Genomic DNA, 20,334 nt, shown 5'->3' with positions numbered 1-20,334 from the left:
GGATGATCACGCCCCGACCGCTACCTCGCGCGCCGGGTCGTTCGACCACTGGGACCACGAGCCCGGGTACAGCGCCGCGTCCACGCCGACGATCGCGAGAGCGGCCACCTCGTGCGACGCCGTGACCCCCGACCCGCAGTACACACCGGTCGAGCCCGTCGAGACCCCCAGGTCCCTGAAGCGCCGCTTCAGGTCCGCGGTCGACAGGAACCGCCCGTCCGCACGCAGGTTCTCGGTGGTCGGCGCGCTGACCGCACCCGGGATGTGCCCGGCCTGGGGGTCCACCGGCTCGACCTCGCCGCGATAGCGCTCGGCGGCGCGCGCGTCGAGCAGCACGCCTTCGCGTTCGGCCAGGTCAGCCGCCTCGTCCGCGTCCACGACCGGCATCCCGCCCGGCCGCACGACGACGTCACCCCGCTCGGGCGTCACGTCACCCGGTTCGAGGGCGAACCCCTCCGCGGTCCAGGCTGCGAGGCCGCCGTCGAGGATGTGAACGTCCCGTACGCCGAAGTAGCGCAGGAGCCACCAGGCGCGGGCGGCGGACGTGCCGCCGACGGTGTCGTAGACGACGACGCGCGAGCCCGCCGAGACACCCCAGCGGCGCGCGGCCTCCTGGAACGCCGACGCCGAGGGCAGCGGGTGACGCCCCGCCGCGGCCGACGCCCGCGCGGCCAGCTCGGTCTCCAGGTCCACGTACACGGCGCCCGGGACGTGACCTGCGCTGTACTGCTCGTGGCCGTCGGTCATGCCGAGCGCCCAGCGGACGTCGAGGACGAGCGGACTTCCCTCGGCCGGGTCCACGCCGCCGCCGATCCCCAGGTCCGCCGCCAGCGTGGCGGCGTCGACCAGAACTCGTTCCCTCATGCCGCGTCCCCAGTCTGGGAGTCAGCAGCGTCGGCAGTGGCGTCCGCGGGGCTCCCGACGGGTGCGTCCGCGGGAGCGCCGGCGGCGACAGCCAGCTCGAGGCGCATGGTGTACGCGTCCTTGTCCTCGGGCTGGTAGTAGCGCTTGCGCACGCCGAGGATCGCGAAGCCGAAGTCCCGGTACATCTCGATGGCAGGCACGTTGTCGACCCGCACCTCCAACAGCACCGCCTCGGCCTTGAGCTTGCGGGACCGCTCGATGAGCGCGGTCAAGAGCTGCCGCCCCACGCCGTGCCGCTGGCACGCGGGGTCGACGCCGATCGTCATGACCTGCGTGACGTCGCCGTCGAACCACAGGCCGGCGTAGCCGACGACGGGCTGATCCCCGGCGCGGTCGAGGCGTTCCGGCTCCGCCACGATGTACCAGCGGCCGAGACCGGCCAGCTCGTCGGCCAGCATCCCGTAGGTCCAGGCGCCCCTGCCGAAGAGCTGGCGCTCCAGCTCCAGCACGCGGTCGAAGTCGGCGTTGCGCAGCGGGCGGAGCCGCACCTCGGTGATCATGCGGCACCCCCGGCGGCGGCCGGACCCGTCGAGACCCGCGTCGGCTCGTGCACGTCCGGACGCCGCAGGTACAGGGGCTCGACCGGCTGGTCCTCGCCCGCGGCGCGGCGCACGAGCGCCAGGCGGGCCAGGACCGTCGCGTCGGGGACCAGGGGTGCGTCGTCGGCCACGGGAAGGAACTCCGGGTAGAGCATCGCGCCCTCGCCGATCACGACGGGCAGGTGCCCGCCCGCCTCCGGCGGGGAGAGCTGGGCCTGCGCGACGAAGCCGGCTCGGTCGACGTCCGGCCCCGCGAGCCGCTCCACGACCGGGACGCCGTGCGGGCCCTCGTGCGCGACCACGCGATAGCGCGCCCAGTAGACCTCCTTGCGGCGGGCGTCGGAGGTGGCGAGGATCTCGGCGCCGGCCCCGAGCCCGAGGTCGCTGACGGCCTGCGCGGCCAGGGCGTCGAGGCTGGGTACACCCAGCACGGGGACGCCGAGCGTGAGCGCGAGCGTACGGGCCGTGACCAGCCCGACGCGCAGTCCCGTAAAGGGGGCGGGCCCCGTCCCCGCGACGACGGCGGTCAGCTCGGTCCGTTCGATCCCCGCGTCCGAGAGCACCGCGGTGATCAGGGGCGCGAGCGACTCGGCGTGCCGGCGGCGCTCGTCAGAGGCTCGGGACGCGAGGCGCGCACCGTCCTCGTCGACGAGCGAGACGGCGACGGCTGCTGAGGTATCAAGAGCGAGAACGGCCACGCGACCAGCCTAGTTCGCCACGCGGCTCAGCCGGGACCCCAGGTCCACCCCGGCCCACCGCTGCCCGACGGCGCGGATCGTCACCTTCCGCGTCCCCGCCTCCGGGTCCTCCTCGGCGGCGACACCCGGGTCGAACGACGGCGCACCCCGCGGACGCTCCAGGTCGATCTCCAGCCGGTCGTCGGCGAGCGCCTCGGCCAGGCCGCGCCCCCACTCGACGACGGTGACGGAGTCCTCCAGGGACGAGTCCAGGTCGAGCGCGTCGAGCTCGCTCAGGCCGCCGAGCCGGTAGGCGTCGACGTGCACCAGCCCGGGCCCGCGCGTCCCGTCCGCCCGCGGCAGCGGCGGGTGCTCGCGCGCCACGATGAACGTGGGTGACGCCACCTGGCCGCGTACGTTCAGCGCCGCGCCGATCCCCTGGGTCAGGGTGGTCTTGCCTGCGCCGAGGTCGCCCGTGAGCAGCACCAGGTCCCCGGCGCGCAACATCTCGGCGAGGGCCGCACCGAGCGCGCGCGTCGTGTCGGCGTCGACCAGCTCCAGCGTCACCGCCTCCGACGTCGTGATGTCGCCCGGTCCACTCGCTGCCCTGCTCACGCGGTCTCCCTTCCTGCTGTGCCCACGTACACGCGGGGCACGCGCGCCCCGAGGCGGGTCACGATCTCGTAGCTGATGGTGCCGGCGGCCCGCGCCCAGTCCTCGGCGTTGGGCGCCCCGGCGCGGGTGAGCCCGTCGGACGCCCCGAACAGCGTCACGACGTCGCCGGCCTGCTCGGACGCGTAGGGCCCGAGGTCGATGATCACCTGGTCCATGCACACCCGGCCCGCGATGCGCAGCACGCGGGCGGTGCCGAGGCCGGTGCCGGGTGCGGCGACGTCGTCCACGGCGCCGCCCACCAGCACGGGACCTCCCGGGCCCAGCGATCCGCCGGACGCGTGCCGCGGGATCCCGTCCCCGTACCCGAGGGGGATAACCCCGAGCACCGTGTCCTGCTCGGTGACGTAGAAGTGGCCGTACGAGACGCCGTGGCCCGCCGGCACCCGTTTCACCGTGGCGAGGCGCGCCTCCAGCGTCATAGCCGGACGCAGCCCGAAGTCGCCCGGGGCCCCCAGCTGCGGGACCGGTGACAGCCCGTACACGGCGATCCCAGGGCGCACCAGGTCGTAGTGCGATGACGGGTTGGTCACGGTCGCCGCGGAGTTCGCGATGTGCCGCACCTCGAGGCTCATCCCTGCGGCCTCCACGGTGCGGATCGTGTCCTCGAAGACGTGCGTCTGCATCTTCACCGAGGGGTCGTCGGGCTCGTCCGCGAGCGCGAAGTGCGACATGACGCCGACGACCGTGAGCGCGCCCTCGGCCTGCAGCGCCGCCGCCCGGTCGAGGACTGCCGGCAGGTCCTGGGGTGTGATGCCGTTGCGGCCAAGCCCGGTGTCCACCTTGAGGTGCACGCGCGCGGCCCGGCCGACCACGCGGGCGCCGTCCGCCACCTCGTCGAGTGCCCAGGGTGCGGCGACGGCGACGTCGACGTCCTCCCGGACCAGGTCGGCGAAGGGCGCGCCGGGCGCGTAGAGCCAGGTCAGGATCCGCGGCCCGGGCCCGACGGCGGCCCGCACCGCGAGCGCCTCCCCGCTCTGCGCCGCGCCGAGCCACGTCGCGCCGCCCGCGAGGGCCGCCCGGGCCGACGGCGCGAGCCCGTGCCCGTACGCGTCGGCCTTGACGACGGCCATGACCTGAGCGGTCGGTGCGGTGGCCCGCAGGGCGCGCACGTTGTCGCGGATCGCGTCCAGATCCACGACGGCGCGGGCGGGGTAGTCGGGGGTGGTGCTCATCGCACCGATTCTTGCACCTGTCACAAGCTCGTGGACGTGTCAGACGTACGGGTCACTCGGGTGACGTGTGCGTCTGACCCGTCCATTCGCTGAGTGTGCGGCGTGACTCGAAGCGGCGGGGCCGACCGGACAGCGGGTCGGTGAGCTCCAGGGAGCGGGAAAGGAGCTGCAGGGGGCGGTCGAAGTCGTCGGGCTCGCTGTCGCGGAGCTGCGGCCAGAACGGGTCGTGCAGGATCGGCAGTCCGAGCGACGCCATGTGCAGCCGCAGCTGGTGGGTCTTGCCGGTGTGCGGTTCCAGGCGGTAGAGGCCGAGGCCACGCGCGTCGTCGGCGGCGGAGAGGGTGATGAGCGACTCGGCGTTCGGCTCCCCCGGCACCTCCTCGGCGCGGGTGACGCCGCGTCGCTTCACGATGCGGCTGCGGAGCGTGACGGGCTCGCCCTGGGCGAGCTGGGCGGCGGCTTCGTGGGGCGAGGACGACGGGAGCGGCGCCACCGCTTCGTAGACCTTCCGCACCTGGCGGCGGGCGAACGCCTCCTGGTACGCGCCGCGCACCTCCGGCCGCACAGTGAGGACCAGCACGCCCGCGGTGCCGCGGTCGAGCCGGTGGGCCGGCGAGAGCCCGGGCAGGTCGAGGGCTACCCGGAGGCGGACCAGCGCGGTCTGCCGCACCCATCGCCCGCGGGGCATCGTCGCGAGGAAGTGCGGCTTGTCCACGACCAGCAGGTCCTCGTCGCGGTGGAGCACCTCCGGCTCGAACGGGATGTCCTCCTCGTGCGTGGGCGGGTCGCGGTAGAGGTAGAGGAAGCCGCGCGGTTCGTACTGCGTCGTCAGGGTGAGGGGTTCGCCGCGTCCGGTGACGATCTCGCCCAGGGCGAGCTTCTCGCGCAGGCGGCCCTCGTCGTCGCTGAAGCGGTCGAGGAGGTAGTCGAGCGCGAACGGGAACCGCGCGACGGCGTCGGCGTCGTGCGGCAGCACGAGCCGCGTGGGGTTGAGCCCGTCCCGCACGGGCAGCGGCGGTCGGTGCTTTGCGGGACCGGTCCGGCGCGGGTGAGTCACGTCGTCAACCTAACCCCGGGGCGGTCGAGGACCACGATCCGAAACATTCGTGTCAAAGCCCGTCGAAGATGAAACAGGAATGCAACGCGCAGTCTTCATCGGCCTAACCGCGCTCGCCTAGTTTCGGGGCGCGGCCGTGCGGTCGTTCGGAACACAACCCCGGAGGACCCATGAAGGCCCTGAAGAACCCCGCTCTACAGATCGGCATCGCTGCCGTCGCCGGAATCGCCTTCGGGCTGATCGTCGGCGAGTGGGCGAGCAACCTGAAGTTCGTCGGCGACCTCTTCATCCGCCTCATCCAGATGTCGATCGTGCCGCTCGTCATGGCCTCGGTGATCGTCGCGACGGGTTCCATGAACGGCAAGGGTGCCGGCGGGCTCGCGGCGCGGACCTTCGGCTGGATGATCTCGTTCTCCGTCGTCGCGGCACTGCTCGCCTGGGGCCTGAGCACCATCGTCCAGCCCGGAGCCGGGATGGTGTTCGACGGGGAGCTCGACCCAGCGCTGACCCCGCCGGAGCCGACAAGCTGGCAGGACACCGTGCTCGCCTTCGTGTCGACGAACATCTTCGAGGCGATGTCGACGGCGACCATGGTGCCCATCATCATCTTCTCGCTGCTGTTCGGCGCCGCGCTCAACGTCTACATCGCCCGGACCGGCAACCAGCTCGTGCTCGGGTTCTTCGACCAGGTGCAGCAGATAGTCCTCACGATGATCCGGCTCGTGATGTACATCGCGCCCGTGGGCGTGTTCTGCCTGCTGGCGGCGCTCACGGGAGACGTCGGGTTCGCCGTCGTGACGACGGCGCTGAGCTACCTCGGCACGACGCTGCTGGGCGTAGTCATTCTCTTCGTCCTGTTCGTCACGATCGTCGCTCTGCGCACGCGGCTGAGCCCGTGGAAGCTCCCGCGCAAGCTCGCGGAGCAGACGGCGATCGCCGTCACGACGACGAGCTCGGCCGTCACCTTCCCGACGGTGCTGCGTAACGCGGTGGAGAAGGTCGGCATCAGCCGCCGCGTAGCGAGCTTCACCCTGTCGGTCGGCCTGACGATGGGCTCGTACGGCGCCGTCCTCAACTACACGATCGTCGTGATGTTCCTTGCCCAGGCAGGCGACATCAGCCTGTCGACGGGGCAGCTGGTCCTGGGGATGGCGCTCGCCGTGCTCCTCAACATGGGGACCATCACGGTGCCGGGAGGGTTCCCCGTCGTCGCGATGTTCCTCGCGACGTCGCTCGGGCTGCCCTTCGAGGCAGTGGGGCTGCTCATCGCGGTGGACTGGTTCACGGGCATCTTCCGGACGTTCCTCAACGTCAACGGCGACACGCTCGTCGCCATGCTCGTCGCCAACGCGAGCGGCGAGATCGACCGGGACGTCTACGACGAGCGGAAGACGGTGGCGGCCGAGAGCGTCGACACCTCCGCGGCCGAGGAAGAGGCGACCGTCGAAGCCGCTGCGGTCACCGAGCCCGCCTGAACCTTGCACTGACTGCAAAAAAGGTGGACGATGCGCGGATGGCCCTTTACGACATCCCCTTCCACACGATGGACGGCACCGAGATCTCGCTGGCGGAGCACAAGGAGGACGTAGTACTCGTGGTGAACGTGGCCTCGCGGTGCGGCCTGACGCCGCAGTACGAGACCCTGGAGAAGCTGCAGAAGACCTACCAGGACCGCGGGTTCACCGTGCTGGGCTTCCCCAGCAACCAGTTCCTGCAGGAGCTGAGCTCGAACGAGAAGATCGCCGAGTTCTGCTCCATGACGTACGGCGTCACGTTCCCCGTGCTCGACAAGGTCAAGGTGAACGGGCGGCAGGCGCACCCGCTCTACGCCGAGCTCACGAAGACGGCGGACGCAGAAGGCTACTCGGGCAAGATCCGGTGGAACTTCGAGAAGTTCCTGGTGCTGCCCGGTGGTGACGTCCGTCGGTACGCGCCGAAGACGCTGCCGGACGATCCGGCGATCGTCAACGAGATCGAGGCGCACCTGCCACGCTGAGGGTCAGGCCGCCGCGGAAGCGGCGGCCTGACCGGGTCCGGGTAACCACATCGCGAAACTGTGCACCCCATTTTTCGTCCGCCGGGCCGTACGCTGAGGCCATGGATCCCAACCGGTTCCGGCAGGCCACGCCCGAGGATGCGCAGGCGCTCCTCGACGTCGAGCGCGCCGCCGGGATCGCAGCGCTGGGTCACATCTTCCCGCCGGGCATGTACCCGTTCCCGTCCGACGAGGTCCTGGCCAAGTGGCAGGCCGCGATCACCGAGCCGGGCGTCCGCGTTCTCGTGCTGGACGACGAGGACGCCGACACTTCGCGGGGTAGGGGCTCCCGCCTGGCCTGCTTCGTCGCTCACGACGAACGGCTGCTGCGGCACCTGGCCGTGCACCCCGCCCACTGGGGCGCCGGCCTCGCGCGGGCGGCGATGGACATGGCGGTCGCCGAGATGAGCGACCCCCGCCTGTGGTGCCTTGCCGACAACGACCAGGCCATCGGCTTCTACGAGCACCTCGGCTGGCGCCGTACGGGGCGCAGCCAGGCGGCGGAGTACGCGCCGTTCCCGGACGAGGTAGAGATGGTCCTCCCGCGGGACTGACTCTCCCTCGGTCCGGGGATATCGGCTGGTGGGCGGGGGATTCCCGGGGCTAGTTTCGATCGCATGACGTTCGACGAGGAGATCGCGGAGGGGCTGGCCGTACCCACCGACGGCTGGGACTTCTCCTGGTTCGCGGGGCGGGCCACCGAGGAGCGCCCCGGCTGGGGCTACGTGCGGCTCTGCGGCGAGCGCCTGGGTCAGGTCGACGCGGTGCTCGACGTCGACACGGGCGGCGGCGAGGTCTTCGCGGAGGCGCTGGGGGTGGCCTCGCGCGTGCCCGGCGTCGTGCGGGCCACCGAGGGCTGGGCACCGAACCACGAGCTCGCCTCCGCGGCGCTGGAGCCGTTCGGCGGGGTCGTGACCCTGGTCGGCGACGACGACGCCCCGCTCCCCTTCGACGACTACACGTTCGGCCTCGTCATGAGCCGCCACCCGGTCTCGTTCCCGTATCGCGAGGCCGCGCGGGTGCTGGCGCCCGGCGGCACGCTGCTCGTCCAGGAGGTCGGCGCGGGCTCCAACCGCGCGCTGTACGAGTTCCTCATGGGGCCGCAGGCGGACGACGACGCCGGCTACCTGGACCAGGTCCGCGCCCAGGTGTCCGAGGCCGGCCTCGACCTCGTGCGGCTCCAGGACGCGCTGACGAAGGTCGAGTTCTTCGACCTGGCCGCGGTCGTGCACTTCCTGCGCAAGGTCCTGTGGACGGTGCCCGACTTCTCGGTGGACAAGTACCAGGACCGCCTCCGCGCCCTGCACGAGCACATCGTGGAGCACGGCTCGTTCGTCTGCCACAGCCGTCGCACGCTCGTCGAGGCGCGGAAGGGCTGAGCTCAGGGCGCCTAGGTCGGCTGCCCGTTCACGTCCTCGAGCACCAGTCCTCGGCTCGGGTCGACCCGCCAGCACATGGTCCACGTGGACCCACTTGCGAGCTCCTGCGCGATCGGGTCGTTCTCCGCGCACTTCAGCCCCACGCTGCCCGACACCGTGGGTTCCACGCCGCGCGGCGCCGGTGCGGCAGGCAGGGCCTGCTCCACGACCAGGATCGCGGCCACGACGAGCGCGACGATGGCGGTTGCCGCGACGATCGCCGGAAGCATCCGCCGTTTCGACGACACCTCGGGCACGTCGTCCCCCTTCGATCTGATTCTCCGGGCCCTCTGCGGGCCCTTCCCAACGGGACCGGCCCGGTGCGACGTCGTCGCACCGGGCCGGTCCTGCTGCGTCAGACACCTGCTTGCTGCGTCAGAGACGCACGCATCGTCAGACGGGACGTGAGTCGTCCGTCATCCGGCCCATCGCGGTGGCGAAGGCCTGGCTGATCTCACGCCGGCGCTTGATCATGACCGCACCGGCACCGAGGAGCAGCACCGTGGCGGCGACCAGTGCCGTCACGTTCGCACCGGTGCTGGCGAGCGGGCCGTCGTCCGGGTCGCCGCTGGCACCCGAGCCGTCGCCATCCGAACCGGTGTCGAACGAGGCAGCCAGGACATCGAACTCGGCCATGGCGGAGTCGCCTTCGGCCGTGCTCACGGCGATGCCCTGGTGCGGACCGACGTCCATGTTCCTCGGGACCGTGAAGGTCCACTCGACGTTGCCGTCGCTGTCCGCGGCCTGGGCCGGGAGAGCGATCGGCTCCGAGTTGATGATGCCGACGACAACCTCACCGGCGTCGAAGCCCGAGGCGTAGAAGGTCTGCTCATCGCCCTGCCGGACCGCCGGCTTCTCGAACCGCGCGCTCAGGTCACGGTCGTTGCCGCCGCCGAGCGACTCGGAGACCGCGATCGGCGTCTGCGCGCCCTCGCTGCCGTCGTCCGGCTGAGCGTCCACGATGATGACGCCCGGGGGCGTGCCCTCGGGAACCGTGATCGGAGTGGTGAACCCGCAGTCCGCGTCAACGGTCACGCTGACCGGGCCACCGATGTCGTTGCCCTCGGTGTCCTGGAGCTGGACGGTGACGTCCACGCCGGCCGGGAAGCCCGTACCGGTGATCATGACCTCGTCGCCCGCCTCGACCACTGTCGGGTCGGCCGTGATGGTCGGGTCGGTGCACTCGGCGGGCGGGTTGGTGCCCGGGTCGAGGATCTCGAGCGGTGCCTCGGCACCTTCGCTGCCGTCCTCCGGCTGTGCCTCGACCACGTGGTCGCCAGGCTCGGCACCCCTGGGGATGATCAGCTCCGTGATGAAACCGCAGGCCTCGTCCGGGGTCACCGTGATCGGCTCGCCGACCGCGTTGCCCTCGAGGTCACGCAGCTGCACGACGACGGGGACACCGGCCGTGAAGCCCTGCCCCACGACCGAGACGGTGTCGCCCGGGTAGGCGGCGGTCGGCTCGACGGTCAGCGTCGGGTCCGTGGCACAGACGTCGGAGCCGACGACGACCTCCAGCGGGGCCTCAGCGGCCTCGCCCGTCGTGTCGTCGGTGCCGATGACCGTATAGTCGCCGAGGTCGGCGTCGTCCGGAACCGGGACCTCGGCGGTGAAGGCACCCTCCGCGTTCGTGTCCACCGGGATCGGGTCGCCCACGGGGTTGCCCTCGGGGTCCATCAGCTGGACGGTGGCCGTCGAGTCCGGGGTGTAGCCCACGCCCGACGCCAGGGTCGCCTGACCCGGAGCGACCGAAGCGGGGTCGACCGTCAGCGACGGGTCGATCTCGCCCGGTCCGCCGTCGCCGTCCGGCGTGATGCGCACAGCGGCGTTGCCCAGGTTGATCCGCGCGGCCTCGCTCGCCGGCAGGAGCGCGATGCTCAGCGCCGACAGGTCGAGCGAGCTGACAACGTCCTCGCCCGAAGCGTTGGTCGAGGTCTCGGTCACCTGGCGGTTGATCGTGATCGAGAGGACCTCTGCCAGCACGTCGAAGACCGGCGAGAGCATCTCGCGGATCGGCGTGGTGATGGCGTCCGTCGTGATGTCGTTGATCAGCAGCTCGAAGATGTTGTCACCCTCGTCGCTGATCAGCAGCTCGTACACCGGGGCAAGGATCGGCGCGAGCGCACCGCCCGTGGTGTTGATGGTGCCCACCAGAACCGTGGCGATCGGAGCCATCGTGCCGGTGCTGTTGTTCTCAGCCTCGGGGAAGTCGCCGTTCACGGCGTCCGCCAGCGGGATCGACCACGACACGTCGAGGGTGCCGAGCGGCCCCTCCTCGTAGAAGGCGAGGTTGACCGTCACCGAGTTCAGCGAGTCCTCGATGGCGCCGACGAGGATGCGGGTGACTTCCTGCATCAGCTCGTGCACGGTCTCCGCGATCAGCGGGTAGGTCGTGTCGTCGATGAGCTCGTAGTTCGGGGGCAGCTCGTTGAGGCCGCCCTCGGTCTCGTCGGGGTTGTCCACCAGCTTGTCGAGGTGGATCTCCAGCTCACCGGTCGACAGGTCGATGGTGATCAGCTGGTTCGCCGAGGTGATCGGCTCCCCCACGACGGACTGGAACAGGTTCTCCTGCATGTCGCTGTCCACGGTGACCGTGGGCGTCGGAACACCCGGAACCGCGTCGAACAGGCCGGTCAGCGCACTGATGTCGAGGTTCTCGTTGACGAGGTCCTCGACGGTCGTGTCGATGGTGCCGCCGATGTCGTAGATCGACGAGGCAGCGTCCTCGATGACCGGGGAGTGCAGGACGAGGTCGGCATCGCCGACGCGGTACTGGCCGAGGCCACCCACGCCGTCCTGGTCCAGGATCACGCCGTCCTCGGCGGTGACCTCAGCCGCACCTGCGCCCAGCTCCAGGAGCAGCTGGTCGACGATCTGGTCGGTGAGGCCGTCGACGCCCAGCAGGCGTGCGGCCGACAGGACGTCCACGGACGCCTTGCCGAAGTCCTCGGTCTCGCCGTCCAGCGTCACGCCACCGTCCGCGCCGATCAGGCCGGACACCGCGTGCGCGTCGATTGCGGACGACGCCTCGCTCTTGCTGGCCAGCGCACCGAGCTGACCGAAGTCGAGAATCTCGTCGAGGGGGACCTCGACGTCACCGATGCTGATGAGCTCCGACCCGAGAAGGTCGACGTTCAGGTTGCCCTCGTTGGGGCCGGGGTTCGAGACAGAGCCCGCATCCGACGACGCGGCGGCGAGCAGCGCCTCCTGGAAGAGCGTCGAGTCGAGGACGCTCGCAGCGGCCTCGGACGGCTCGTCCGGGTAGTTGTCCACGGCGACTGCCGGCAGACCCGTGGCGGTGACCACGACTGCCGTCGCCGCGACCGTCACCAGGGATCGGCGCAACATGGCGCCACCCCTCCGACGTCGGCGTGACGGTACTGGCGTTCGGTTCAAAAGAACTCACTCCTCCACATTCGCGCTTAAAAAAGCGTCCGGATCGGTACGTGATCACGTCCGGATCGTCGGGGCAGTGGCGCAAGAGACACCGGCTCCCGGCCATCAGGGAACAGTGGTTCTCAGGGACCTGCCAGGCAGGGCGGTAATCGTGCGCTGACGCAACGGAACGCAACTCGAGATGCGTTCGGACCGATTCGAGGCGCGCGTAAGGAACCCATACGCACATGGGCGGAAAGAAGTGAAGGTCGTCCGAAATGCCGGGTTAAAAGTAGCGGCAATGGCGGGTGAAAAATCTGCGTGGGGGCGCTATCCGCCGACGAGCCAGGCCGGGGGCCGGGTCTCGGCGAGCCGGACCAGATCCCGGCGATCCCGGATGCCCAGCGTCGCGTACGCGCGGCGCAGGCGGTTCACGACGGTCCGCTCGGACACGAACGTCGCCTGAGCGATCTGCGAGTTGGTCGCACCGTGCACTGCGAGCCGGACCATCTCCCGCTCGGGGCGGGCGAGCACCTCCCACTCGGGGCCGGCACCACCGCTCGTCTCCGCCTCGGCGAGGAACACGTCGATACCGCGCAGCCACCCGGCCATCCCGGCCAGGCGCACCAGCGTCCGCGCCTCGTCGAGCATCTCGGTACCCGTTGAGCGGGCCCCGCGCGTCACGGCGTACCGGCCGTAGGCCACCAGCATGCGCACGCGCTGCCAGGGCGACATCGGCGTCGGCGGAGCGTGCAGAGCGGCCTCGAAGGTGGCCGACGGCGTGCCGTCGGCGGCCAGGAGGGCGCAGAGCCTGGAGTAGGCCGCCGCGACGTCCACGGCCGACCGCTCGTCGGGCGCCACTGGCGGATCGAGCAGCCGCTGGACGCGTGGGCCTACCTGACCTGGCGGCGTCGACGCCATGACGGCCTCCACGAGGTCGCACCGCACCTGGACGCGGCCCCGGTACGGCCAGGCGCAGTGCTCGAGCGCGATGGTCAGCAGCGCGACCGCCAGCTCCGCCTGTCCGACGACGAGGTGAGCGGCTCCGAGGTCTGCGGCGTACTCACCCAGCGCGCGCGCCGACCAGCTGCCCGCCTGCGCAGGCATGGTGCTGGCCGGGACCGTCCCGTCGACGACGGCGTCGGCCGACGCGCGCAGCCCGCGGACCGGCAGCCACTCGTCGACCGAGGGACGCAGCTCCGCCGCGTGCGCGAGATGCGTGCGGACGTCGATGGCCCGCCCGTCGAACGCGGCGACCCGGGCAGCCGCGAGGTCTCGCGCCACGATCTCCGCAACGGTCCTCCCCGGCGTCGCGCCGGAGTGGTCGGCGATAAGGCTGCGCGCGCCGACCACGTCGCCCAGCATCAGCAGGGCGCGCACCTGGAGGTCGACGCCCACCCAGTCCTGTCCGGGTGTCGGACCGATCAGCCCGAGGTCCGCCCGCAGCCCGGCGGGGTCCGGCAGATCGCCGGAGTCCTCCAGGCGCAGCAGCGTGGCCGCGACGCGAGCGCCCGCCGCGCGCGCCTCCTCGCCGACGCCCGCGGGGTGCCGCCACCACAGGTGGTCCGTCCACTCCGGACCCACCCGGCCCGGCACCAGCGGACCGTCGGGGTGGTCCGCCCACGCGCGGCCCGTCATCAGCGACACCCCGACTGCGCGCGCCGCCAGGCGCGGGTCGGGAGTCGCGGCCACCACGGCCCAGGCGCGCGCCGGCAGCTCGTCCAGGTGCAGCCCGTCGAGGATGCTCGCCGCCGCGCCCGGCCCGGTCACGTCCGGGCCCACTCCGCCGGCCTCGTGGCCGTCCGCCTTTCCGTCCGATCCGCGCACCTCCCGGCACAGCAGGGACAGCAGCGGGTGCCGCACGGTCGAGCGGCCGTCGCGGCGGGCCACGGAGACGTCGCCCAGCGGAGCGCCCGCCAGCGCGGTCATCGTCGCCGGGTCGAGGCCGGCCAGCATCGCGCGGTAGGCGCGCCGGGCAGCGGCGCCCACGACCTCGGGCCCGGTCCAGGAGGCGTCCCCGCGCAGCTCGGCACCGCTCAGCGCCCCGGCGAGCTCGAGGGCGAGCCGGGGATTGCCGGCGCTCCACCAGCGCAGGTGCTCGACGACGTCGGCCGCGACCGGAACGCTCAGCTCCATGTCGAGCACGCGCCGCAGGGATCCCCGGTCGAGCGGGCCCAGCTCCAGCACCTCGACGTCGTCGGAGAGCGGCTCGACGGCGATGCCGCGGACGGCGGCGATCACCCGCCAGTCCTGCCCGTACGCCTCGTCGGCCAGGTTCTGGAGCCAGCGCGCGCGTTCGGGGGTCAGCACGCCGACGTCGTCGACGAAGAGCACACGCGGTCCGGTCCCGCCGCCACCACCGGCCCAGGCCGATACCGCCCGGAGGAACCCGGACGCGTCGAAGGCGGGCTCGTGCTCGAGGCGGTCGGTGACCGACCAGGCCGACAGGTCGATGCGCCGGCTGCTGTCCAGGTCGTGCGCCGAGGGTCGTGGCGAGCACGAGCGAACCACCCGGACCGCCGACGCCCCCGCGCCGACCTGCTTCAGCGCGTGGAGCACCGTAGCGGTCTTGCCGATCCCGCTCAGCCCGCGCACGACGAGGACCGTCGGGTCCAAGTCGGTTGCGAAGTGCCCGATGACCCGCAGCTCTCGATCACGCCCGTGGACCATGCGGTCCCTCCCCCTGCTGCCTGCCTGGCTCCCTCGTGCCCACGACGTCGCCGTAGGCACGGCCACGGAAGGCCCGAAACTTGATGTCACGCACACCCCAATTCGCGGCTTACATGAACATTGATGGCGAGCGCTCAGGAGTCTATGGCAGGAGGTGAATCGTGCAGGATGAACCTGTGGTACCGGGAAATTACGGTTCTACATGGCGCATCTCGGGCATGCATGAGAAGGGTCGCGTTGAAGGAAATACTTCCGGAATGCCCATTTCATAAAGCTCTGACGTCACGCCAGCGGGCCGAGCATTACCTGCCTGTCGGCTTCGGGACGGTCCGCGCCGTCGAGAGCGGCGACAAGCTTCTTCTCCTCGAACCGGAAGTGCGTCTCCATGACGGCCTCGATGCCGTCGAGGTGCCGCAGCAGCTCATCCCGGTCCGCGCCAGACGTCGCGGCGCGCTCCAGCTCGCCCAGCAGGTGGTCCAGCATGGAGTGGTCCCGCTTCAGGTCGGCGACCACGGGCGCGAGCCCCGGCTCGGCCGCCAGCACGACGTCGAACAGCGTCGCGTCCTCGCTGCGGTGGTGGCCGGTGAGCGCCACGCAGAAGCCGACGCAGTAGAGCTGTAGGTCCCGTGCCGCCGTCGGACCGGACCCGCCGTCCTCGACGGCGGACCGCGCCACCCGGAGGGCGTCGCGCAGCCTGTTGTGGATCTCGCGGAGCTCCTGCCCCCAGGCGACGACGCGTTGACTCATCGCCGTCAGCCTAGCCGGGCGGCGGTGCCGACGCCGGGCGCCGACGCCGGGCGCCGACGCCGGCGTCAGTCGCTCAGCAGCTCGGCGAGCACCGCGGGCACCGCGTGGGCGATCTCGAGCGCGGCGACCGGCCCGCCCGCCGACGCCCGCGCCGCCGCCCGCCCGTGCACCAGCACCGCCGCGGCCGCGAGGCGCGCCGCCAGGGTCTCGTCCTGGACGACCTCGGCCGAGCGTCCCGCGAGCAGCGTCCCGAGGATGCCCGCCAGCACGTCGCCCGCCCCGGCGGTAGCGGTCCAGGCCGGCGCGTCCGCCTGTGCGTACGCGGCCCCCGGGCCGGCCACCACCGTGATCGCGCCCTTGAGCAGCACGGTGGCGCCGGTCGCCTGGTGCGCCGTGCGCACCCAGTGCAGCGGCCGCGCCTCGACATCCGCACGGTCGACCTCGTGCCCGAGCCCCTGCAGCAGCTCCGCCAGCTCGCCGGCGTGCGGGGTCAGCACCGCCCACGCCGGGAGCCGGTGCTCCAGCATCGTGAGCGCGCCCGCGTCGATCACGGCGGGCATCTTGCCGCCGGTCACGTCCTCCGAAAGCACCCCGGTCACGGCCGCGAGCGCCCCGAAGATCCGGCGGGCCTGGCCGTCCGCGTCCGGGCCTTCCTCCGGGTCGAAGGGGGTGACGCCGGGCCCGAGGACCCAGGCCTGGACGCGGCCGCCCGCGACGACCACCTCTGGGCGGGCCAGGAGCACGCGCGTGCCGACGGCCTCGGGGCCCAGGTAGCGCACCATCCCGGCGCCGGCGCGCACCGCACCCGACGTCGCGAGTACCGCCGCGCCCGGGTAGGTGCTCGTGCCCGCGATCACGCCGACGACGCCCCGCGTGTACTTGTGGTCCCGGGCGCCGGGGGTCGGCCACAGAGCAGCCACGTCGCCCGGCTCCATCCGCTGCACCCTGCCCGACCCGATGTCCGTACTGCCCATCGAGTGGCGGCCCAGCGCGACGCGCTGCGCCGCGCTGGCCCACTGGTCGCTCCCGGAGGGAGTGGGGAAGCCGACGTCGACCAGCTCGATCTCACCGGCGATCAGCGCCGCCGGCGGCAGGAGCAGGCCGGGCTTGAGCGCGCCGAACGTCACCGTGCGGTCAGCGGGCAGGACAGGGCCGCCCACTACGCCGTCGTCCACGCCGATACCGCTCGGGATGTCGACTGCGACGGTGTACGGCCACCGCTCCCCCGCTGCCTCGCGGGCGTCCGCGAGGGCGCGCACCAGGCCGCCGGCGGGCGGTCGCAGCGCGCCGCGCGCGCCGACGCCGACCAGGCCGTCCAGCAGGACGTCGGACATACGGGCGGACTGGACGACGGACGGGACCCGGGCGTCGGCCAGCTTGACGACGTGCCCGCCGGCGGCCTCGAACGCGGCGAGGCCCTCGTCGTGGACGCGCGAGGAGGCGAGGACGGCCGTGACCGTCATGCCACGCCGCGCCAGGTGAACGCCGGCGAACAGGGTGTCGCCCCCGTTGTTGCCGGGGCCGACGAGCAGCAGGGCGCGCGCACCGCGCACGTCGCCCCGGGTGCCGGCCGAGCGGCCGGGCCGGACCCGGGCGGTACCGGGCAGCCCGTCGGAGCCGAGGCTGCCGCGCAGCCGGACGCCGCTGGGGCGTACGGCCCTGCGACGGGTCGGGTGCCCGCCGACGGGCCGGGCGGCCACCTCGCGGAGCACTGCCTGAGCCAGTGCGTACGCCGCCCTGGCCATGAGCGGCTCACCCGCGGCGATCAGCGGCTCTTCGGCCTTGCGCACCTCGTCGGCACTCCACGCATCTTTCACAGGGCCTATAGTGCCGCTTCCGCCACGGTCCGAGGTACCAGTTCCGGGCGATTTGGACCGCCCCTCCCTTCCCGAACCCTGTCGGCATAGGGTCGGACCATGCGATTCGGACTCTTCATCCCGCAGGGCTGGCGCCTCGACCTGGTCGACATCGCGCCCGCCGACCAGTGGGCTTCCATGCTGTCCCTAGTACACCGCGCGGAGAACCAGGCAGCCGGCGAGGCGGTCCCCGGCGGCGAGTTCGCGTGGACCTCGGCCTGGGTGTACGACCACTTCCACACCGTCCCGCAGCCGACCACGGAGGCGACGCACGAGGCCTGGTCCCTCATGGCCGCGTTTGCGGCGGCCACCCAGCGCGTCCGCCTGGGCCAGATGTGCACCTGCATGGCGTACCGCAACCCGGCCCACCTCGCCAAGGTGGCCTCGACCATCGACACGGTGTCCGGCGGCCGCGTCGAGATGGGCATCGGCGCCGGCTGGTACGAGCACGAGTGGCGCGCCTACGGCTACGGCTTCCCGTCCGCGGGCGAGCGCCTGCGCGCGCTCGACGAGGGCGTGCAGATCATGGCGAACATGTGGCGCACCGGATCCTCGGGCACGTTCGAGGGCAAGCAGTACCAGGTCGACGGCGCGCTCTGCTACCCGCAGCCGCTGCAGCAGCTTCCGGTGGGCGACGGGGGCGCCGAGGTCCCGTCCCTCCCGCTGTGGATCGCGGGCGGAGGCGAGAAGAAGACGCTGCGCATCGCCGCGCAGCACGCCCAGTACACCAACTTCGACGGCACGCCCGAGGGATTCACGCACAAGTCGAGCGTTCTCGAGGCGCACTGCAAGGACGTGGGCAGGGACTTCGGCGAGATCACCCGGTCGGCGGACTACAACGTGGTGATCGGCCAGACCGAGGCAGACGTCGCCGAGCGGCTGGCCTGGATCGAGGCGCACCTGCGCAAGTGGGCCCCGGAGAAGGCCGAGCACGAGATCAACACCTGGCGGAACGGGCTCCTGGTCGGCACGCCCGAGCAGATCGTCGAGCGGCTTCAGGGCATGCGGTCACGCGGCCTGGAGTACGCGATCACGTACTTCCAGGAGGCGGCCTACGACCAGACGGGCATCGAGCTCTTCGAGAAGCAGGTCATCCCCGAGCTCCAGTAGCCCCGTTCGCCGAGATAGAACCAGGCCGAGATAGAACTGGGGCGGGACGAACTCGCGTGGTTCGTCCCGCCCTGGTTCTATCTCGGCGGGTCAGCCCTCAGCGATCACCATCGCGGACGCGATCCCCGCATCGTGCGAGATGGTGATGTGCCAGGTGCGCACACCCAGCTCGGCGGCACGGGCGGCGACGGTGCCGCTCGCGTCGATCCTCGGCGGGCCGCCCACGGTGCGGTGCACGGTCACGTCGTGCCACCTGAGGTTGCCGGGCGCGCCGAGCGACTTCGCGATGGCCTCCTTCGCTGCGAACCTCGCGGCCAGGGATGACGGCGGCAGCTCGCGCTCGGCCTCGGTGAACAACTTTTCGCGCAGCCGGGGCGTGCGATCGAGGGCCTCCATGAACCGGTCAACGTCGACCACGTCGATGCCCGTCCCGATGATCATGGGCTCAGCGTAGTTCCCGGCGTCGGTCACCTGCTCCATCAGGTCTTCACCCTCGGACCTTGCGCAGGATGCCCGTTTTGCGGCACCCTATTACCGTAATGCAGAGGTAAAGGTGGCGCCTGCATCGTACCGGCAGGCAGCCACCTCTCGTGCATAGGAGGTTGCCATGACGGAGGACGACGACAAGCTCCCCTTCCCCGTGGTCATGGTCGTCGTGTTCGGCGTCGTGATCGCCGCGATCGTCACGCTGCTCGTTGTCGTCGCGGTGTCGAGCTGACGCCCTCTCCCCGCCGGCTCAGACCGGGAGCGCCTCCTCGACGCGGTCCAGCCACTCGCCCACCAGCGCCTCGAACAGCCCGCGCTGCTCCAGGTCCAGCCCGTGCCCCGCGCGGTCCAGCACGGCGAACGTCGCGCGTGGGTAGTGCTCGACGAGGTCCCACGCTTCGCGGTAGCCGGTCACCGAGTCCTGGCGCCCGACGAGGACGAGCGTCGGTTTCTCGAACGGCACGGCCTGGACAGGGAAGGCACCCGCGTAGGCGGCCTCGATCCGCGCGGTCACGACCGGATCGGCCGCGGCAAGTCCGGGGTCCGCCTCCTGGCGCGCTCGCTCCCAGGTCTCGTCGGTCTGAACGACGAGGATCTCCTCCGCAGCGATCGCCTCGGCCCCGACCCGTTCGGCGAGCGCCGGGTCTCGCACCAGCACCTGGCGGCCAGGGAGCTGCCGCAGCTCGTGGCGCGGTTCGACCACGGTCACCACCGCGGCCAGGCCCGCCACCCGTTCCGGGTCGGCGGCGACGAGCCCGCGTGCCAGGTACCCGCCGTACGACTGCCCGACGACGACGTACGCACCCTCGGGCACCAGCGCCTCGACCGTCCCGCGCAGGATCCGGAAGACGTCGTCGGTGCTCCCGACGTCGGGCGCCGCCGTGCGGCCCATGCCCGGCAGGTCGACGTAGACGCGACGCCAGCCCTGGCGTTCCGCGAAGACCGCCTCGAACGAGCCAGTCATGATCCGGTGATCCACCGGGAACCCATGGACCAGCACCGCCGTCGCCACCCCAGGCCCGGCCGGCCCGTGCTCCACGTAGTGCACCTGAACCCCGTCGACCTCCACGTACGCCATGCACGCCCCTCTCGTCGGGCCACAGGCTAGACGGGACCACCGACATCCCGGATGCCCGCGGTGTCCTCCGGCCGGACCAGGTGCCGCCAGCGGAACCACTTGCGCTCCAGCTCCTCGGACAGGTCGACGTCGAACCGCCGGGCGACGAGCAGCAGCTGCGCGAGCGCGTCCGCTACCTCGCCGCGGAACGCGTCGCGTGTCTCGTCGTCGGACAGACCCCGGTCCCTGGAACGTCCGGACAGGTTGAGGAACGCCTGGGTGAGCTCGCCGACCTCCTCGTGGAGCTTCAGCACGAGCCAGTCGTCGGTGCGCTCCACGCCGTGCACCCGCGCATAGACACGGCTGATGATCTCGACTTCGTCCGAGAGATTCTTGAGGTCCACCCGGCCGAGCGTGCCACAGCCCCTGCGCTCACCACGCCGGCCATCGAGCGCCGAACCGCAGGTTGCGCGTCCACGCCACCGCGCCGAACCGCAAGCCACCCGTCCAACGGGTCCACCACCGGCGTCGAACCG

19 protein-coding genes are annotated in these 20,334 nt (G+C 71.9%); 5 read left to right on the top strand and 14 right to left on the bottom strand.

The window, feature by feature from the left end:
- Positions 1 to 6 precede the first annotated feature (6 nt).
- The 6 genes from IE250_RS10810 to IE250_RS10785 are packed head-to-tail and all read right to left on the bottom strand — an operon-like array spanning position 7 to position 5,044.
- Positions 7 to 864: a sulfurtransferase gene (locus tag IE250_RS10810; RefSeq protein ID WP_189669307.1), complete on the bottom strand. Its 858-nt coding sequence runs from the start codon at positions 862 to 864 to the stop codon at positions 7 to 9.
- Entirely contained in the window at positions 861 to 1,424 is a 564-nt protein-coding gene (gene rimI, locus IE250_RS10805; protein WP_189669306.1) for a ribosomal protein S18-alanine N-acetyltransferase, read from the bottom strand. The genes IE250_RS10810 and rimI overlap by 4 nt, the downstream gene beginning before the upstream one ends.
- Positions 1,421 to 2,161, bottom strand: a complete 741-nt coding sequence (tsaB, locus tag IE250_RS10800; RefSeq protein ID WP_189669305.1) for a tRNA (adenosine(37)-N6)-threonylcarbamoyltransferase complex dimerization subunit type 1 TsaB — start codon at positions 2,159 to 2,161, stop codon at positions 1,421 to 1,423. The genes rimI and tsaB overlap by 4 nt, the downstream gene beginning before the upstream one ends.
- 9 nt (positions 2,162 to 2,170) lie before the next feature.
- Positions 2,171 to 2,755 (bottom strand): tRNA (adenosine(37)-N6)-threonylcarbamoyltransferase complex ATPase subunit type 1 TsaE, encoded by a 585-nt coding sequence (tsaE, locus tag IE250_RS10795; RefSeq protein ID WP_229872345.1) that lies wholly within the window; start codon positions 2,753 to 2,755, stop codon positions 2,171 to 2,173.
- Positions 2,752 to 3,987: an alanine racemase gene (gene alr, locus IE250_RS10790; protein ID WP_189669304.1), complete on the bottom strand. Its 1,236-nt coding sequence runs from the start codon at positions 3,985 to 3,987 to the stop codon at positions 2,752 to 2,754. Before alr ends, tsaE begins: the two co-directional genes overlap by 4 nt.
- 52 nt (positions 3,988 to 4,039) lie before the next feature.
- Entirely contained in the window at positions 4,040 to 5,044 is a 1,005-nt protein-coding gene (locus IE250_RS10785; RefSeq protein ID WP_229872344.1) for a pseudouridine synthase, read from the bottom strand.
- A 170-nt stretch (positions 5,045 to 5,214) separates the two neighbouring features.
- On the opposite strand from IE250_RS10785, the gene IE250_RS10780 reads away from it, so the two are divergent.
- The 4 genes from IE250_RS10780 (at position 5,215) to IE250_RS10765 (ending at position 8,458) form a co-directional block, all read left to right on the top strand.
- Entirely contained in the window at positions 5,215 to 6,519 is a 1,305-nt protein-coding gene (locus IE250_RS10780; RefSeq protein WP_189669303.1) for a dicarboxylate/amino acid:cation symporter, read from the top strand.
- Between the two features lie 38 nt (positions 6,520 to 6,557).
- Positions 6,558 to 7,040: a glutathione peroxidase gene (locus tag IE250_RS10775; protein WP_189669302.1), complete on the top strand. Its 483-nt coding sequence runs from the start codon at positions 6,558 to 6,560 to the stop codon at positions 7,038 to 7,040.
- Positions 7,041 to 7,141: 101 nt separating this feature from the next.
- On the top strand, positions 7,142 to 7,633 hold the full coding sequence (locus tag IE250_RS10770) for a GNAT family N-acetyltransferase (RefSeq protein ID WP_189669301.1): 492 nt from the start codon (positions 7,142 to 7,144) through the stop codon (positions 7,631 to 7,633).
- Between the two features lie 63 nt (positions 7,634 to 7,696).
- Complete coding sequence (locus IE250_RS10765; protein WP_189669300.1) at positions 7,697 to 8,458, top strand: class I SAM-dependent methyltransferase; 762 nt, start codon at positions 7,697 to 7,699, stop codon at positions 8,456 to 8,458.
- 11 nt (positions 8,459 to 8,469) lie between these two features.
- Here the strand turns inward: IE250_RS10765 and IE250_RS10760 are convergent, their stop codons facing one another.
- The 5 genes from IE250_RS10760 to IE250_RS10740 form a co-directional block, all read right to left on the bottom strand.
- Positions 8,470 to 8,754: a hypothetical protein gene (locus IE250_RS10760; protein ID WP_189669299.1), complete on the bottom strand. Its 285-nt coding sequence runs from the start codon at positions 8,752 to 8,754 to the stop codon at positions 8,470 to 8,472.
- 136 nt (positions 8,755 to 8,890) lie between these two features.
- Positions 8,891 to 11,845 (bottom strand): choice-of-anchor G family protein, encoded by a 2,955-nt coding sequence (locus tag IE250_RS10755; protein ID WP_189669298.1) that lies wholly within the window; start codon positions 11,843 to 11,845, stop codon positions 8,891 to 8,893.
- Between the two features lie 357 nt (positions 11,846 to 12,202).
- Positions 12,203 to 14,542, bottom strand: a complete 2,340-nt coding sequence (locus IE250_RS10750; protein ID WP_189669297.1) for a helix-turn-helix transcriptional regulator — start codon at positions 14,540 to 14,542, stop codon at positions 12,203 to 12,205.
- Positions 14,543 to 14,824: 282 nt separating this feature from the next.
- Positions 14,825 to 15,289, bottom strand: a complete 465-nt coding sequence (locus IE250_RS10745; RefSeq protein ID WP_189669296.1) for a hemerythrin domain-containing protein — start codon at positions 15,287 to 15,289, stop codon at positions 14,825 to 14,827.
- 65 nt (positions 15,290 to 15,354) lie between these two features.
- Positions 15,355 to 17,106 (bottom strand): bifunctional ADP-dependent NAD(P)H-hydrate dehydratase/NAD(P)H-hydrate epimerase, encoded by a 1,752-nt coding sequence (locus IE250_RS10740; RefSeq protein ID WP_189669295.1) that lies wholly within the window; start codon positions 17,104 to 17,106, stop codon positions 15,355 to 15,357.
- A gap of 99 nt (positions 17,107 to 17,205) precedes the next feature.
- Here IE250_RS10740 and IE250_RS10735 point away from each other — a divergent pair, with 99 nt between their 5' ends.
- Positions 17,206 to 18,255 (top strand): TIGR03560 family F420-dependent LLM class oxidoreductase, encoded by a 1,050-nt coding sequence (locus IE250_RS10735; protein WP_189669294.1) that lies wholly within the window; start codon positions 17,206 to 17,208, stop codon positions 18,253 to 18,255.
- A gap of 90 nt (positions 18,256 to 18,345) precedes the next feature.
- On the opposite strand, the gene IE250_RS10730 is transcribed toward IE250_RS10735, so the two are convergent.
- The 3 genes from IE250_RS10730 to IE250_RS10720 form a co-directional block, all read right to left on the bottom strand.
- Entirely contained in the window at positions 18,346 to 18,696 is a 351-nt protein-coding gene (locus tag IE250_RS10730; RefSeq protein ID WP_189669702.1) for a holo-ACP synthase, read from the bottom strand.
- A 295-nt stretch (positions 18,697 to 18,991) separates the two neighbouring features.
- Positions 18,992 to 19,819: an alpha/beta fold hydrolase gene (locus IE250_RS10725; protein ID WP_229872343.1), complete on the bottom strand. Its 828-nt coding sequence runs from the start codon at positions 19,817 to 19,819 to the stop codon at positions 18,992 to 18,994.
- Between the two features lie 26 nt (positions 19,820 to 19,845).
- Complete coding sequence (locus tag IE250_RS10720; RefSeq protein ID WP_189669293.1) at positions 19,846 to 20,202, bottom strand: nucleoside triphosphate pyrophosphohydrolase family protein; 357 nt, start codon at positions 20,200 to 20,202, stop codon at positions 19,846 to 19,848.
- Positions 20,203 to 20,334 lie beyond the last annotated feature (132 nt).

It is taken from the genome of Promicromonospora soli (assembly GCF_014653785.1).
GTDB classification, from domain to species: domain Bacteria; phylum Actinomycetota; class Actinomycetes; order Actinomycetales; family Cellulomonadaceae; genus Promicromonospora; species Promicromonospora soli.
This window is presented reverse-complemented; position numbering and strand designations above follow the sequence as displayed.